Source organism: Marinifilum sp. D737, from assembly GCF_026672275.1.
In the GTDB taxonomy this organism is placed as follows: domain Bacteria; phylum Bacteroidota; class Bacteroidia; order Bacteroidales; family Marinifilaceae; genus Marinifilum.
The window spans coordinates 1-17,174 of sequence record NZ_JANQCD010000043.1 but is presented as its reverse complement, the minus strand read 5'-3'; the positions used below and the strand labels follow the sequence as shown (position 1 = coordinate 17,174).

The 17,174-nt window shown below is 34.4% G+C and carries 10 protein-coding genes; 1 reads left to right on the top strand and 9 read right to left on the bottom strand.

Annotation, left to right across the window (positions count from 1 at the left end):
• Positions 1–50: 50 nt before the first annotated feature.
• From NQ163_RS18220 to NQ163_RS18200, 5 genes are read right to left on the bottom strand one after another with little or no spacing between them, the layout of a single operon-like run.
• Positions 51–3,191, bottom strand: a complete 3,141-nt coding sequence (locus NQ163_RS18220; protein WP_268191766.1) for an efflux RND transporter permease subunit — start codon at positions 3,189–3,191, stop codon at positions 51–53.
• Between the two features lie 6 nt (positions 3,192–3,197).
• Positions 3,198–4,247 (bottom strand): efflux RND transporter periplasmic adaptor subunit, encoded by a 1,050-nt coding sequence (locus tag NQ163_RS18215; RefSeq protein WP_268191765.1) that lies wholly within the window; start codon positions 4,245–4,247, stop codon positions 3,198–3,200.
• Positions 4,248–4,288: 41 nt separating this feature from the next.
• Positions 4,289–5,782, bottom strand: coding sequence for a TolC family protein (locus NQ163_RS18210; RefSeq protein ID WP_268191764.1), 1,494 nt, complete (start codon positions 5,780–5,782; stop codon positions 4,289–4,291).
• 17 nt (positions 5,783–5,799) lie between these two features.
• Positions 5,800–9,147 (bottom strand): golvesin C-terminal-like domain-containing protein, encoded by a 3,348-nt coding sequence (locus NQ163_RS18205; RefSeq protein ID WP_268191763.1) that lies wholly within the window; start codon positions 9,145–9,147, stop codon positions 5,800–5,802.
• A gap of 7 nt (positions 9,148–9,154) precedes the next feature.
• Entirely contained in the window at positions 9,155–10,018 is an 864-nt protein-coding gene (locus tag NQ163_RS18200) for an ABC transporter ATP-binding protein (RefSeq protein WP_268191762.1), read from the bottom strand.
• A gap of 222 nt (positions 10,019–10,240) precedes the next feature.
• Between NQ163_RS18200 and NQ163_RS18195 the strand changes: the two genes are divergently transcribed.
• Entirely contained in the window at positions 10,241–10,636 is a 396-nt protein-coding gene (locus NQ163_RS18195; protein ID WP_268191761.1) for a rhodanese-like domain-containing protein, read from the top strand.
• A 30-nt stretch (positions 10,637–10,666) separates the two neighbouring features.
• Here NQ163_RS18195 and NQ163_RS18190 read toward each other — a convergent pair whose 3' ends face one another.
• The 4 genes from NQ163_RS18190 to NQ163_RS18175 all read right to left on the bottom strand — a co-directional run.
• Complete coding sequence (locus tag NQ163_RS18190) at positions 10,667–12,760, bottom strand: hypothetical protein (protein WP_268191760.1); 2,094 nt, start codon at positions 12,758–12,760, stop codon at positions 10,667–10,669.
• A gap of 4 nt (positions 12,761–12,764) precedes the next feature.
• Positions 12,765–15,479, bottom strand: coding sequence for a TonB-dependent receptor (locus NQ163_RS18185; protein ID WP_268191759.1), 2,715 nt, complete (start codon positions 15,477–15,479; stop codon positions 12,765–12,767).
• 12 nt (positions 15,480–15,491) lie between these two features.
• Positions 15,492–16,172 carry a hypothetical protein gene (locus NQ163_RS18180; RefSeq protein ID WP_268191758.1) on the bottom strand — a complete coding sequence of 227 codons (681 nt, stop codon included), beginning with the start codon at positions 16,170–16,172 and terminating at the stop codon, positions 15,492–15,494.
• 36 nt (positions 16,173–16,208) lie between these two features.
• A partial coding sequence (locus NQ163_RS18175; RefSeq protein WP_268191757.1) for a DUF4249 domain-containing protein occupies positions 16,209–17,174 on the bottom strand: 966 nt, incomplete at its 5' end.

Here is a 17,174-nt window from a genome sequence, read left to right as displayed (position 1 = left end):
CAGACATCCCCCTAAATTCCCCTTTTAAGGGGGACTTAATCCGCAATATTTTACTCTTTCACATATTTAATTCTCTCTTCCCTTGAGTTGGTGATAAAACTTTGAATTCTATCGAAGGCAAAGTATACACAAGGAATTACTACCAAACTCAGAAGGGTAGAAGTAATCAAACCTGCAATTACTGCAATAGCCATCGGAGCTCTAAGGGCAGCACTTTCGCCAAATCCAATTGTTAATGGAAGAAGAGCCAAAATGGTTGTTACACTGGTCATGATAATTGGTCGAATTCTGTTCTCACCAGCCATGATAATGGAATCGCGTAATGAGTTTCCTTGCTCCTTGAACTGGTTGATGGCATCTACCAGAATTATGGAGTCGTTTACCGCAATTCCTCCCAGCATGATAATTCCGATGTAGGCCATAATGTTCATAGGAATCCCTAGTAGGAAGAAAGCCCAAACAGCTCCAACACCTGCCAAAGGGATGGTAAGTAAAATGGTAAATGGATGAATTAAAGACTCAAACTGAGATGCCATTACCATATACACAAGAATTACCGAAAGCATTAGAGCAAAACTAAGGTTCGACATGGCTTCCTGTCTTTTTTGTTCTTCACCAATTAATCCAATTTGGTAACCCGTTGGCAAGTCTACATTTGCCAATTTCTCATTAATCTTTCCAACAACCTGGTCGAATGCTATGTCACCACGAATATCAGCACTAATTTTTCCGATTCGGTTTTGGTTTCTGCGAAGCATTTGTTTCGGCGATGAGGATTTTTCGATATGGGCAAGTTCGTAAAGAGGAATTTCTGAATTGCCATTCTGAAGCATTACAGAATTCAGCTCGTTGATACTGATCTCAGGAAGTTGAACGGTGATGTCGCTCATTTCGCCATCGTGCTCGTACTTGCCGGCTTGTTTTCCCATAAGCATGTCTTGCAATTGTCCAGCAATGCTTTCGGTACTCATATTGAAAATACCTGCTTTATAGCGATCAACCACAACATTAACTTCAGGAGCACCTTCCTCAATATTGGTTTGTACATTGGCCAACTCAGGAATGGAAATCAAACTCTCCTTTATCTCTTTCGATAAGCGTTCTAAAACCGCCATATCTTTTCCTTTTACTTCAACTTCAATAGGAGCGTCTTCAGTTCCAATTGTTGATTGTAAAGCGGTTTCATCTCTTACTATGGATATTTCTGCATTGGGAACATTGCTGATTAAAGTCCCAACATTGTTTAGAATTTCTTCCGATAGAGAAATGTATTCCTTCTTTAATTTAATTTTGATATTGGCAGTATTCTCATTTTGGAAAACAGCTTTGTCGGTTGCACTTCCTGTATCAGGACCAATTTTGCTGTAAACTGTTTCAATTTGATCACCCATTGATTGCCAAAGCATCGATTCAATGGCTTCAACCGTTTTTGAAGTTCTTTCCAGTTGGGTTCCTTCTTGTAGTTCTACATCTAAACTAAACTCACCAACACCACTTTTGGGTAAATATTCATTACCAACCATTGGAAGAATTAGTCCGGTCACAATCAGTAAAACACAAGCACTAATCATTACAAGTCCTCTTTTATTTAAAAGATTTGCTAATAATTCGCCATACCATCCAATCTTAACAGATTTAAATTGGACCTTTTTCTTGCTTCCCTTGTAGGCATAGTTAAAAAGCATTGGAATAAAGAGAATGGCTACAAAAAGTGAAGCGATTAATGAGAATGCAACAGTCCAGGCCTGATCTTTGAACAAAGCACCAGAAGCGCCATGCAGATATACAATTGGAAGAAATACCACAATGGTGGTTAAAGTGGAAGCAACAATGGCGCCACCTACCTCAGAGGTTCCTTCAATGGCTGCATCTTTCACCGATAAGCCAAGCTCCATTTTTCTAAAGATATTCTCAATCACAACAATGGCATTGTCGACCAACATTCCTGCACCAAGTGCCAATCCACCCAAGGTCATAATGTTCAGACTAAGGCCATTAAAGTACATCAGGTTAAAGGTGGCAATAATAGAAACCGGAATTGCGAAACTTACAATAGCTGTAACTTTGAATCTTCGAAGGAAAATGAATAATACAAAAATCGCGATCAAAACTCCAAGTAAAGCTGTTTCTTCTACTTCATCAATGGCTTTTTGTATAAACTGACCCTGATTTTGTACAATGATAAATTGATATCCCGGCAAAGCTTTTTTAATGGATTCCATTGCAGTATCGAAATCTTCTACAGCTTTTACTGTATTCGATCCTGTTTCTTTGTAAATGGAAAGCCCTACACAGCGTTCACCATTTATTCGAACAATATTTTGAGCTTGTTTAGGAACAAACTTTACCTGTGCTATATCTTTCAATCGAATTGGCACCTTATTTTTTACAGGTACTTGGTTACCCTGATTTGTACCGGCTTGAGTTGGAAGGTTTGTTTGTAGGTTTTTGGTACCAACAATTACATTTTCTATTTCCTCAATATCTCGAATTAAACCAGCCCCTTTAATAATGTACTTGGTACCCATTTCAACGATGCTTCCGCCCGATACATTTCGGTTTAGACTTTGAATTTTCTGAACAATTTGATCAACAGTCAGATCATGAGCATCTAAAAGATATTGGTTGGTTTCAATTCTAATTTCTTTCTCAAGTGCACCTGTTAGCTCCACTTCAGCGATGCCTTCCAATCTGATCAATTCATTTCGGATGTAATTTTCACCAATCTTACGAAGCTCATCCATGTCTTTTATTTCAGGATGAAGCATTCCCATAATTAGAATAGGAGATGCGTTAGGATCGTGTTGAGTGATCGTGAAATCGTCTAACTCAGAATTTTGAGAGTATGTTGTTAAAGCCTTTTGCAGGTCAAGAAAAGCTTCATCCATATCGCTTCCCCAGGTATATTCAACGCTAACGCGAGCCGAACCAACCATACAAACCGATGATACCTGACTTACGCCCTTTTGCCTGATGGCCTGGGATTCTATGCTTTCAATAAATTGCTTTTCTATCTCTTCGGGAGGTCGTTCGCCTGCCTTTATTTCCACAAAAATGCGCGGTGCATTCATTTCCGGAAACAGATCTACACTCAGTTTACCCAGCGAAACATAGCCTAAGAGTAAAATGGCCAATACAATCATGGACACAGTTACCGGGTAATTAACTGAAAATTGAGTTATTTTCTTCATGTGGAATTACTTTACAATCTTAATTTTTGAACGATTTCGAAGCGTTTCAAAACCTTTAACAACCAATCGATCTTTCTTTTCCAATCCTGAAACAATTTGCACTTCATTTGGGTTTTCTAAGCCAAATTCAATTACACGCTCTTCTGCCAGTCCTTTGTGAACAACAAAAACAACGTTTCCTTTTTGTTTGTTTAGAATTACATTTTTAGGAATTACAAGAGCAGAATCGGCTTTGGCAACAACAATTTCTCCCTTGGCAAACATCCCGGGGCGTAACAATAGTTTTGAGTTGTTGATGTCAATTACCGCTTTGAACGAACGTGTTTCGGCATCAATGGCTGGTGAAAGTTGAGCAAGCACTCCATTTAAAGTATCGCCAGGAATGGTATAGTTCACGATATTAACCGGCTGACCAGTTTTAATCATGGAAATGTTTTTCTCAGCAAGATTAATTTCCATGTGAAGTTTGCTGTAATCCATCATGTTTAGAACAGGAGAAGCTGCTTCGATTCTGGTGTTTTGGGTATAATAGTTAAGGTTGGTAATGGTTCCTGAAAATGGAGCTTTTACTTTTAGTTTCTCCAATCGGAATATGGCATCCTCGTATGAATATTTGGCATTTATCAATTCAATTTCAGCATTCTTTAATTCAGAAAGAGTCACTCCTCCTTTTTTGTAAAGCGACTGTTGTTTTTCGAAAGTCTGTTTGGAAATTTCCAATCGTAGTTCTAAGGATTTGATTTTGATATTATTTTCATATTCCTTGTCTTCAAGCTGAATTACAACAGTTCCTTCTTTTACGTAATCTCCCAATTGAAATTTTCTTTCGGTACGAGGATTGGTTTGAAGCTGGTATTTACCGGCAACTTCCGATTTTAAACTCACCGTTTTGATTGGTTCTACTGTACCTGTTGTACTGATATATTTTTCGATGCTTTTGGGTGCAATTTCCTTTACGGATACCTGAATTGCGATATCCTTATTTAAATCAGCTTTTTTATCATCGCAAGAAGCGAAAAGTGTAGCTCCTAAAAGTAAAAATGCAAGTCGTTTCATTGTTAAGGCCATTATATTTTGAATTAGTATTGATTTTTAAATTAGTTCATTTTTAAGTTCTCTTGTAACTCTAGTGGTACAAATGATTGATCTTTTTCGAAATCCCAAAGTGATTGAATTTTAAGATTTAACAGTTCAAGTTTGTATCTTATTAAAGAATTGGCAAGTTCCATTTTTTTCCCTGAAAGTTGATTTTGGAATCGCTCAAGGTCGATACTCGTTAAATCTCCGTTTCTGTATCGCTCCAGGTTGATATCGTAGGTTAACTGAGCATTTTTCTCATTTTGCTTGGCAATTTCTATTCGTTGAATGAGGTTTTGAAGGTTGCGATAAGTTTTTCGGATGTTGATGGTAATATCGTCTTTCAAACTGTTTTTATCGATCTGTCTACTTTCCACTTCCAATTCTGCTGCTCTGATTCTTGCTCTTCTTTCACCCCAATCGAAAATCGGGATAGAGAACGTAACACCAACTCGTGGGCTTTTAGTTGGCTTGTCGTAAACATCGGCCAGGTTTTTGTTATTTCCCATTATCCCCATTGAAAGGCTGATATTTCCCTTAAATTCATTAATTGATGAGGTTTCAATCAAGTCGAATTTTGCATTATTCAAATCAATTTCTCTTTGGGTAAGTTCCAACCTTTGGCTTAATCCATTTTGAATGGCTTTTTCAAGATCCACAATTACAGGAACGTATTGAATATTGGTAGAAACTGCGATGTCCTCGTAAAGAGAAATTCCTAGTAGTAGTTTGAAGTCATCTTTTGCATTCTCAAGTTCAACTTGGTTGTTGTCCATATTAGATTTACTAGTCGCCAGGTTTAATTCTGCCTGGTACAATTCTTCCTTGGCCGAAAGTCCTCCTTCTACTTTACTTGCAATAATTTCTTTGCTGATTTTCTGATTTTCGTATTCTTCCTCAGAAATTTTTAAGGCCATTTGTTTTTGGTAAATGTTATAGAATGCCTGATTTACCTGACGCTCGATATTCAGCATCTGAATGGAATAGGAAAGAGTTGCATTTTCCAGATTCAACTCGTTTCGAGTTAGATCCATTTTGGTTTTGTTAAAGGTGAAAATCGGCTGATCGTACTGCATGTACAACGAATTGTTATAACCAGAATAAGAAGAACCACTTGCTTCTGATGAATTGTCCTGATACCCAAATTCATTTCGTAACGACAATTTACCATCTGTTAATTTAATAGGTTGAGAAACGGTAAAAGTTCCGCTGGCACCTTTATTTTCTGAAGTATTCCAAGTAGAAAAATACTCATTATACGATTCGGTTTTTTCGTATGAAATTGGCGTAACATCAAATGAGAATCTAGAACGCAATGATGCCAACTGAGCATTCAAACGTTCCTTATTCTGTTGCATATTAATCCTTGATTTTTTAATGTCAGGACTGTTGTCGAATGCTATTAAAAGGGCTTCTTCCAAAGTGAGTTCCTTTTGTGCCGAAGCATAAAACGAACCGATGAATAAAAATCCTGTTAAAGCGAATGTTTTTAATGTAAGCTTGTTAAGAATCATGCTATTATAGTGTTTGTCTATTTGTTTTCTACCCATTTAATTGCGTCGGCGAATAAGTATGCACCAACCGATTTGTTATTTAATTCAACTTTTGCGGTTTCGGGAGTGATATAGTAACTGCCCAAATAGTTCCAACCATTTTCCAGTTCCTGATCGGATTTATTCACCTCCTCAAATCCATCTTCATGATAGATCTTAAAGTTGTAATCTGTTTTTGTTTTTTTTCTTCGGCCCCAATATTGCTCAATCTTATTCACGTGGCAGAACACATCGTAGTACCCAGGTTTTTTTAATTCAGGTTTCCAGCTGGCACTTCTGTCTCCAATACCTGTTTTTGTAAAAAATGCTGAGCGTACATACTTCCCAAAGAAGCCCGATCGTAGCACATTTTTCCATTCATTTGGGGGATTCCAGGTTCTTAATCTGGCATATTCTTCAATATCATCTCTTCGGCTATCAACCCATTGTTTTAATTGGCTTTTGTTAGAAACCTGTATGTATTCAAATCCCTTGTCTTCATTGTCTACAACAAATTCATTGGCATCTAAAACACCCTCAAAAACCTCACACTCCTGGGTTTCATTAAAGAACTTGCTTCTTTTGGTTTCGGCAAATGAGCTAAAATCATAGACCAGACTGTTCGGAAGATTCTCAGAAAGGTGAGTAAAGACATTCATTCTGCCAGGTTCTGATGGAAATACAAATCCGACTTCCTTAGCAGAATGAGCAGGAATAAATATGGATTTTGTGAAATCAGGTTTTTTGTTTCCTCCGCCTCTTCTTCTGAATCGGTTATTTTGTCCACCAGTTTCAATAATAACGCTTACAATTCCATCAACCGATTCTGGATTCGAAATTTTAAATCGAATTTGATATTTAATGTGATCACCATCTTTAACCTTGTAGGTTTGAAGATCTTTTAATAAAAAGCCAGGCAATTTGGTCGTGGTGTACCAATCTTCAATTTCCGATTTTACAGATGAATTAAAGTTGGCCAACAAAAGGCTATCGAATTGAGAGAAATCGAACTTTTGGTGACGATTTGTTTCAATAAATTCCTTAAGCACCTTGTTGAATTTATCTTCGCCATATCTGGCTTTAAAAAGAGAGAACAAATGCTTGCCTTTTACTCTTAAAATATCGTTTAATATGATTTGATCATCTGAATCATCTGCCTTAGGAATTTTTATATCAGCAATATCTTTAAGCGAAGAGTTCTTAAGAAGTAGATTAATTCTTTCGGCTTTGCTGATTCCTTGCCAGCGCCAACGTGAGAAGTTTTGTGATACTTCGTTATTTTCCTTGATATAAACCCCTAATGCTGTATTTAATGCAGGTATTTCTTTCGATGATATACCAGATGAATAAGAAAAGTAATTTGGGAAAATAGAGAATGTATTTCTATCGACATGGTCGAATTGATACCACTCATTTGGTGGTGGCATTAAATTACCACGAATGAAGCGTTTAAAAATTCGCGCCTGTAATTCTTCTTCAGAAACTTCTTCATTATCCCTTTTCATTCGTCTCTCAAAGCGCTTTCTGCGATTTTTAAAATCAGTTTCTTCCATTACAACTCCCTTTTCAGGATAGAAAATAATTTCAGGCTGTATGGCATTGCTGGCAATTGACCAATTGTGTTTGTCTAGCGAGAATTGAATTGGTACTTCGGCCATTGACAACCTTTTAAAAGGATAGGAGTAACCATGTGAAGTTTCATACTCATTTTTAAGCTCTCGTATTAAAGATGGAAGACTATCTTGAATGACATCAAAGTGCTTTAGGAAAAACTGATTTCCCCTGATTGAATAAATCGAATATTCAACCGAATCAACATCAATACTTTGTTTTTGATAATCGCCTATTAATAAACTGATCTGAGGTAAAGCATATTCAGGTTCAAAAGAAAATTCACCAGCATTTGTTTTGCTTGGCTTGCCTTGCGATACTGCTGTTAAGTTTTCCTGGGTTTTTACATGTAATTTGAATTCTGCAAAATCAGGAGAATATAAACTTGGATAAAGAGAAGAATAACCCACTCCTGAAATCGGATACCAAAGTGCTTCGCTTGTCAGGCAAACAAAATCGTCTTTTAGGTATGAATTTCTTTTTCTAATTCTAAACATTTCTGCGGTAAAGTTGTCCCTTATCAAGTTAGGATCAGAATCTAAAAAGTGTGTTCTTTCATCTATTTTACCTGCATAATCGAATTGAATGTTAAGGTCTTTGTTTATCGCAATTTTGTTCTTCGGAACAATTTTTATTAACTGTTCGTTTCGAAGAAATTGAACAGGCTTGTTATCGATTGATACAGAGTTGATTTTAAGTTGTGGGTTTAAACTAAATATTAGTGTGTCTATACTTTGCTTAGAATTGTTTTTGGCTATGATTTTTGCTGAAGCTTGAATTTGATCACCAAGGTGCGTTAGGTGTAAGTTACACTTGCTAACTTCAAGTTTTGCGTAATCAACATACTGGTTGTTTATTGAAATCAGCTTGTCTCTGTATTTTTCACTTCCTATCTTAATATCCAGATATTTATAGCTTAGGCCACCTGCTATGGCAAAACTTATTAGTGCCAAATAAATAGGTAAGGAAACCAATCTTTTCGATTGAGGAAGACGTGGTAGTTTCCAAATGGTAAATAGTATCAACCCAATTCCTAAAAATAGATAGATTCCTCTGTGAATCGCCACTTCAAATATGTTTCCAAATCCGCCTATTGTTGAATTCATCATGGGAATCTGGTAGGCAATATAATCGAATATTTGGTAGACTTTTGTGTTTAGATAAAAGATGGTTAAAGCGATATAACCCAATAAAACAATAAATGTAATGGCTTGATTCTTTAGTAAAATCATCATGAAGAAAGCCAATCCTAATATGTAGACAAGTGTGGGTATTGATATTAAAAGAGGGTAATATAAAAGTACCCAAATGCTTTGTGATGATTCGTTACTTAGAAAGGAAAAACCGATCCCCATAAGCAGCATGATTACATTCAGAATTACAAACACCATGATGATGCCAAGGGATTTGCCTAAAATGTATTCGCTATTGGTCATTGAACGGGCATAAATCACTTCAACAGTATCATTTTTACTGTCTTGCTTTAAGAATTCCGATGCCAAAAAGACTGCAACAATGGCTTGTCCAAGATTAAGAATAATAAGATTGGCGTAAGGAATAGCAGCAGGCAAGGCCCGGTAAATCCAGGGAGCATTGCTACCTTCAACAAAAGCAGCAATATTAAAACCTCCTATAAAAAGGATGGCCATTATGGCGAAAATTCTAAAAAACCATGAACGAAGCAATGTTTTGGTTTCGTATTTGGCTACGGATTGTATGGTGTGTAGAGAAAGCATGTAAATTCTAAATTAAGGTTGCTGATTTTTCCATAAAATACACATAGGCATGTTCAAGGTTAGGTTCTAGTTCAATGGCATTTTTAAAATTGCTACCATCTCCAATTAACTGAACCTCCCAACCATCTTTAGTTGGAATAGTTGACACCACAGCGTACTGTTCTTTGATTAAATCGTATTCATAACCTGAAGTATTTACTTGCCAAACATGTCCTTTTGCTTGTTCGATTAATTCCTGTGGAGAACCATTAAAGGCAAGTTTTCCAGTATTTAAAAGAGCCAAATTGTTGCAAACACTTGAAATGTCGCCTACGATATGTGTGGAGAGAATGATGATAACATCTTTCTGACTAATTTCGGATAATATATTTCTGAAACGGATTCGTTCTTCTGGATCAAGGCCTGTTGTTGGTTCATCAACAATGATAATTTTAGGATCGCCAATTAAAGTTTGAGCAATACCCAATCTTCTTTTCATTCCTCCGGAGAGTTTGTTTGCGTCACGTTCTCTTACATCAAACAAACCCACTTTTTCTAGCCATTCATCAACCTTTGCCCTTCTTACTTTTTTACTTCTAATTCCTGCTAGTGATGCGGCATAGTCTAAAAATTCCCAGGTTTTTAATTTTGTGAAAAATCGAAAATCCTGTGGCAAGTAACCAAGCATGTTCCTAATTTCCTTTCGGTCTTTAACAAGGTCGTATTCATCGTAATACACATTGCCTTCCGAAGCTTGCATTAGGCTTACTAATATTCTCATTAAACTGGATTTACCAGCACCGTTTGGACCCAATAGACCAAACATGCCGTTGCCAATTTCTAAATTGATGTTGTCAAGAGCCTTTTTGCCATTAGGGTAAATTTTACTCAAAGAGTCTATTTTAATTTGCATTGGTAGCCTTCAATTAGTGAATTTTGTTGGTGGTGTGATTGATATGCATAATTAATTGAAACTGCCTATCAAATTTACAATTTATGCTAAGTTTTCATATGCTTTAAATTCATTATTCGATAAACTAACTGGTTTACTCGATTTATGTAGATTATCAGACAAGAAATATGGAAGAAAGGTTACAGAAAATGGAATAATTTTATGGAACTGCTTATCTTTACTGTAAACGCAAAATATAATGATGTGATTTTTAGAATAAAAGACGATACTTTGGATAGAAAAGAGTTTACTCCTCTTGAAATTCTTCAGGAAATGGAGAAACGAAGAGATATGGTAATGCTTGATGTTCGCGAACCTGTCGAAGTTCAAATTTGCCATTTGGAAAATGCCAGACATATTCCGATGGGAGATATTCCTTCCAAAATGGAAGAACTACCAAAGGATAAAGATTTAGTTGTTTTTTGCCATATGGGAATACGAAGCAAGCAGGTTATGAATTATCTTCGAAAAAATGGATTCTCTCGTGTTTATAATTTAAAAGGTGGAATCGACCGCTGGTCTGTAGAGGTCGATCCCAAAGTTCAGAGGTATAGATGAGGTTATGACTTGAAATTCACTAATCTTTCTTTATTCAACTAATATAACTTGTGAGAGTACAAATGGTTTTCCTGTGTTAGATATTCCCTCTATAACCAATTCATAATCACCTACTATATCGCTAGATGTAAAGTCTAATTCAATATTCTTGTTTTTTGATAGCACCAATTTTGGTTGCCATAAAATATCTGTTCTAAAATCAGGATATCCATTCGGAATATTTGGTTTATCGATTTGTTTACATTCTTTTGTGAAAAGTGGAAGATAATATCTTTCAGTATTAAAAGGTAGTTGCTGTATTTCGCAGTTTTTCTTTTTAGAAATAATGTGTGTAATTCCATAAAAATGTGAATCTGAGAATAAATATTCATAAGGAACTACCTCAATTCTATCGATATCTCTAGGATTCATAGAAAGTATCTCATTGGGGTTCGAAAAGACTAATCCGTCATATAAGAATAATGTTTCATAAGACATTTGCTTGCGCTGATCATCATTATAAATGAAAATATTTGATTTTTTCTTATTGTATTTTATTCTAACATGTGAGATTAATTCATGGAAGTATTCAGGCAAAGAGTCCAATCTTACATAATCTTCAATGGCAACTTTAATTTTTGGTGTGCCGAAAAAATTAGATTGAGCGCGGTGTAATATAGTATCTTTATAAGGTTCAAAATCAATTTGATTGTAAATCTCTCTAACTTTGTAATTTTCCCATTGTTCTTTAACGAATTTAAGGTTTTCCTTGTTGCTTATATTGAGAATAGATTTGTTTAAATTTACGCCTGATTTGTTGAATTTATCTTTTAATATAAAATTGTATTTTATTGTATCAGTATCTATTAGTTGTAGGGCAATATCATGCAAACCGGATTGAAGAGGTAATCTAAAATAGCATTTCCCATGATCATTTGTGTATTGGGATTGCAAATCAGCATACTCCCCGGTTTTGGTCATTAGAATTTCATGATCTGATAAAGTATTCTTAGTATCAGGATTAATTATTTTACATTCTAGAATAAAATTGTCTTTCTCTATATATTTATCATTGCTAACTTGGTGTTTATCGGTTAATATTTTTCTATAGGGTGCAATTGAAGAACTGAAGCATACTCTATTTAAGTTTTGCAATACTGATGGTTCGAATAGATTTGCCTTATGGTTAAAATATTTATAAAAGTTTAAAAAATTAATAAAATCAATTCTACTTTTTACAGGTTCCTTTTTACACAGACTTGCAGAAAGAAATAAGGTATCACCAAAGCTGGAGTAGTCATTGTAGTTAAGTTGAATTTTAGCATTTTGTCTTGTGCCAAGAGTTATTCGTGCTTTTTCCATAGGTGTTGTACTCCATAATTTCCTTAAGAAAAGAGTATGCTCTGCTATTTTTTCTCCTTGCTTATTTAGTAAGAGGAAGGAATATATCTCACCTTTAAGACTATTGATTTTGATTTTTTTAGTCCATTTTCCATCTGAAAATCGGAATTTTGAACGAATAGAATCTCTTTGTGACCTAAGGACAAGCTCAAATTCAGATTGACTTTGTTCATTTGTATGGGGAATTGTAAATTGCAGGCTTAAAATTCTTTCCAGGTCTTCAACTTGAGCTTCAATCTTAATATCTTGATTAGAAATACTATCTAATATAGTCCATGAATTGGATTTTAAAGGATCTATTGAAACATCAGCTTGAGAATTTTTAATGGGTGGTTTTGTAGTCGTATTATTGTTAAAAATGTATATGGGAACGACAGAAATAAGTTCCTTTGAGAATGAATTTGACCAATGAGTATATGCATTGAGACTGTAATTACCTGTTGGTAAATCTTTGTTGGTTACAAAACCTCCTTCGCCCATTCCATTTCTTAAAATGACACTTTCTTTTGAGACTGGTATTCCATCTTTATTAATAAGCTCAATGTAAGCTACATTACTTTGTTTTGAAAGTGAGTTATTTCCAAGGTTGATACAGTAAGCTTTAAACCATAATGGTTCACCTGCAATGAAGATACTTTTATTTGTGTGCAGGTGTATCTTCTCCAAAAACAACTTCTGGTTCTCTTTCGCTTGTAAACTAATTTGGATGGAAAGTAATATGAATATTATAAATTGCCTTTTCATAGTTCTAGAATTCAATATTATAGGTAATGGTAGGAACTGCTTGTCCAAAAATTGATAGTTTATAGCCAGTGACATTATTGTGAGCAGATCTGAAATAAACTGAGTGAGCATTTTTTCTGCCGGTAACATTATACACACCAAAAATCAATGAAGAATGAAATGGCTTCTTCTTCTTTAAATTTCCTTGCATTAGCAGAGAAAAATCGGCTCTAAAATAATCTGGTAGTCTGTAGGAGTTACGTTTAGAGTAATGCATTACAGGTATACCTTGAATATAGTACTTTGCTATAGGATAGGTAGCTGGTCGTCCAGTTTGATAAGTGAGGTTTGTTGACAAGATAAATCTTCGGGATAATTTTAAACTTAAAAATGATTTGATATTATGAGGCTTATCAAATGGTGCTCTATAATAATCTCCATCATTTATCGCGAACTCTCCTGTTTTATCTGCAGATTTTAAATAACTTCTGGAGTAGGAATAACTTAGCATAGCTTTAAATCTTCCTATATTTTTTCTGTATAAAAATTCAATTCCATAGTTTTTACCTCTTGCATTAATAACTTCCAGCTCTGCAAACTCATTCAGATATAATTCAGCACCGTTTTTGTAATCCTTAACATTTTTAATTTTTTTATAATAGGCTTCAACGGAAAATTCAGTAGCAGTATTTTTAAAGTTCTTGTAAAACCCTAAAGACAATTGATCTCCAACTTGTGCTTTCATATATTTATCCGAAAGTTTCCATGTGTCCGTTGGAGATATTGCAGTTGTATTGGATAATAAATGAATATATTGTCTGTTTCGGTTATAGCTTACTTTAAGTGAACTTTGAGGTGAAAGCCTATAACTTAGTCCTAACCTAACTTCCGGACCATGGCTGATATTATTTATTCCAGAAGAATTTGTAGTGTCAATAATATTTAATTCATCGATAATATTATCCTTATAATTTAGCTCTTTTTTTGAACCAATATTACCAAATAAAGAATATCTGATTCCTCCTTCAACTGTAATTGATGAACTAAGATCAAACTTTGAACCTAAAAATAATGCACTCTCAATGGCTTTCTCTTTGCCTATTTCCCTTGTTTTTACATATGAAGATTCTGAGGCTGCAGTCATTTTACCTGGTTCAATGTTGTAATATTTAATATCTCCACCAAAATCAAAACTTGTGTTCAGGTTTTTTTCGTAGTTCCAGGAAGATTTAAACCCAGTTTCTTTCACCTTATGTTTTAGGTTAAAAGCATTAGTTGTTACTTCATCGGAGCTCATGTCATAGGAAAAATGTGTTGTGTAGGCTGTTTGTAATACCTTTAACTTCTCTGAAAATCTATGTCTCCAATTTATCGATCCTATGAAGTTTTTAAAGTTATATATTGTGTCTGAATGCAACTGAAACTCATCCTTACTTTTATAATAACTTAGAGAAAGTTGATTGTTCTGATTGGGTTTGTACAAAACTTTGCCATGTATATCATAGAAGTCTGCCTTACTATTAATAAGCTCTTTTGAATTTATTCTTTCCATTACCCAATCAGAGTAGGTAAATCTAAATGAATTGACAATGGATAATTTATCTTCGATTATTGGGATACTTGAGTAAACTTTTGATGTAACAGGACTAATCCCTAATTTTGTCTTAATTTTATTGTTAATATTATCATGAGCGTGAATGTCATAAGTTGAAGAAATTCTTCCTCCAAATTTAACAGGTATACTTGCTTTATATAGGCTTGCTTCATTAATGATATCACTATTAAAAGGTGAAAAGAAACCAAAAAAGTGTGCCGGGTAGTAAATAGGAGCATTGTCGATCAGGATTAAATTTTGATCAGCTGATCCACCACGTACACTGAAACCAATTGCTCCTTCACCAGCACTTTCTACACCTGGTAGCATAGTAGTACTTTTTATGATATCAGGTTCTCCTAAGGCAGTTGGTAAACTATGTACTTCTTCCATTTTAATGTGTTCAATCCCCATGGAAGAGCGAGTTACTTTATCATTTTTTGCGGTAACTTTGACTTCTTTAATCTGCCTTATTTCATTGGTCATTTGCACATCCAAACGTCCTGTTCCTCTGAGATTAACTTTTCGACTTGTAGATTTCAACCCCATATATTTGAATTGTAAATTGTATCGACCTGGCGGTAACTCAAATTCATAATAGCCTTTTGAATCAGAAGTGACTCCTTGAGCAATTTTGGGTAAATAAATTTCAACGGAATTAAGAGGAGTAAGACTTTCGTGATGTGAAATATAACCAAATAATTTCACCTTTTTCTTGCCAATTGAATTCCCTATATAGTGAATTCTATATTCCTGTTCCTGAAGTTTTGATAGATCAGAATTGCTTGAAACATTGGCTTTTGGAGAAGTAATATTTTCGTTTTCGTATATGCTAAAGGTAGAATTGAAATCGACCTGATTCGTTAAAATAATCATGTCTTGTCTTACGATGAATTTTAATTTCTTACCTTTAAGAATATCCTTTAGAATAGTTTCCAATTTTTCATCTTCATAGGTTTTATTCAAATGAATATCTCTGACCCAATCAACTTTATAAAAGCACTGTATGTTATGCTTGTTTTTTAATTCAGTTGTGAACTCTATAAATGACATGCCACTTTTTCCGAGAGAAAAATACTTTTGTGCATAAATGCTAACTTGGATTAGTAATAGCAAACTAATTAATAATAGGATTTTTCTTTTCATTTTTTTCAGTCATTAAGAGTCATACTTCAATACTACAGGAATGATATCCATAGGATGTTTTGGGTTGATTTTAAGTTTATTCTGCTGTATGAATTTTTTAATTTCGCTGGAATTATTAGTATAGATTTTTAATAGATCTCTTCGATTTCTAATCGGATGTATTAATCCCTTTTGGATTATATAAATATTGTTAGCGCTTTTAAAAGTGTATTTGGATGTCTTTTGTCGAAGAATTTTAATCAGTTTTCGATGAATTACATATACTAAACCATTAGTAATAGTTACTTGATAATATGTATTTTCATTAAGATTCTCATGGATGAGATCTCCACGTTTGAAGTGAAAATCTTGACCCGCTTTTGAGAATTTAAATTCTTCTAATTCAGATTTGTTTAATGCAATGATTCTCTTGGTATTATTTCGGGTTTTAATTGTAGCAAGTATCTCATCTTGTTCAAGGTCATAGCCTAGTATGACATTTTGATATATAGTTGATTGCATTTGCACCTGACCTTTTAAATTTAAACTATTTAAGAATAGTTGTGAATTTTCAGAATTCATTAAAGAAGGAGTCCAGGTTTTCCCATTAATTATATTCTTGATTGATTGCTTTGGAATAGGTTGGGCTAATATTATGTTATTAAATGCAAGGATGATGTGTATTAAAAGAAATGTTTTTTGAAATGGTCTCATGGGATTCAGATCTATGTGTTTATTTGATATTAAAATTTAATCAATCCAGAATGATGGTTTGGTTCTTGGGTGTTTCAAACTACAATCATAACAAAAAGTGGGTTTTACATGGTACGAAACGCTTTCTGGATAAGATTCAACTTTTATGATATGGTGCTTTTGTGGTTGATATGCTTTAGAATCAATAATATAAGTTCTGCATTCAATAGGTTCAAGAGAAAATTCAATATCGTAATTTACAGACTTGAAAGAATCAGCATTTTTGGTATGCGAGGAGACCTGAAAATAACCTAAAACTTGCTCATCACCATTACAACATTGAATATTGCCCTCTACATTAGATGGGATAACATCGAATAAGCTCCCGTTTGATTGACTCAATTTTTTAATGTTACTCCAAAATTTATAACATTCTTTACTAATTGTATATGCTTGGATTTGAAGATAGTATTCATAGTTCAACTTAACGTCATCTTCTGCTATGGAGGTAACTTGCAAATGGCTTAGAGATTTAACTTCTAAATTCGATGCATCATAAATAAAAACTTTATTTGAGCGCTCCTTAGGATAACAGATAAAGGCAGGGGTCTCAGATTTGGGAATATTTACAATTGTGTGCCACTCCCAGCTTGCTTGATATTCCCACAAAAAAAAGTCGGTATCGTTTAGTGGGTTCTGTAAATCGAAATAAAACTTAACTGCATTTTTGATTTCATCCTTATCAACGATAACTTTATCGACTTCTCCATAAATTTTGCTGATCGATATTGGTGAAAGCATTATCTCAGGATTGGATTCGAATACTTTACCATTTTTGGTAGTAATTTCAATCCAATATGATTTATTAACATCTCCTTTAAAAGAAGGATTTGTATTAATGTACTTTCCAGGTGCCGTCTCAGATAAGAGGACAGATGTTCCATCATCGCAATGGGTAATTATTTGTGCTCCTGTTTCGAACAATAAGGAATCATGTGAATTAATTTCAACACTTCTAAATAA

Coding starts and splice junctions, on each gene's coding strand:
- NQ163_RS18220 (WP_268191766.1), bottom strand. CDS start 3,191: ATGAAGAAAATAACTCAATTTTCAGTTAATTACCCGGTAACTGTGTCC.
- NQ163_RS18215 (WP_268191765.1), bottom strand. CDS start 4,247: ATGAAACGACTTGCATTTTTACTTTTAGGAGCTACACTTTTCGCTTCT.
- NQ163_RS18210 (WP_268191764.1), bottom strand. CDS start 5,782: ATGATTCTTAACAAGCTTACATTAAAAACATTCGCTTTAACAGGATTT.
- NQ163_RS18205 (WP_268191763.1), bottom strand. CDS start 9,147: ATGCTTTCTCTACACACCATACAATCCGTAGCCAAATACGAAACCAAA.
- NQ163_RS18195 (WP_268191761.1), top strand. CDS start 10,241: ATGGAACTGCTTATCTTTACTGTAAACGCAAAATATAATGATGTGATT.
- NQ163_RS18190 (WP_268191760.1), bottom strand. CDS start 12,760: ATGAAAAGGCAATTTATAATATTCATATTACTTTCCATCCAAATTAGT.
- NQ163_RS18185 (WP_268191759.1), bottom strand. CDS start 15,479: ATGAAAAGAAAAATCCTATTATTAATTAGTTTGCTATTACTAATCCAA.
- NQ163_RS18180 (WP_268191758.1), bottom strand. CDS start 16,172: ATGAGACCATTTCAAAAAACATTTCTTTTAATACACATCATCCTTGCA.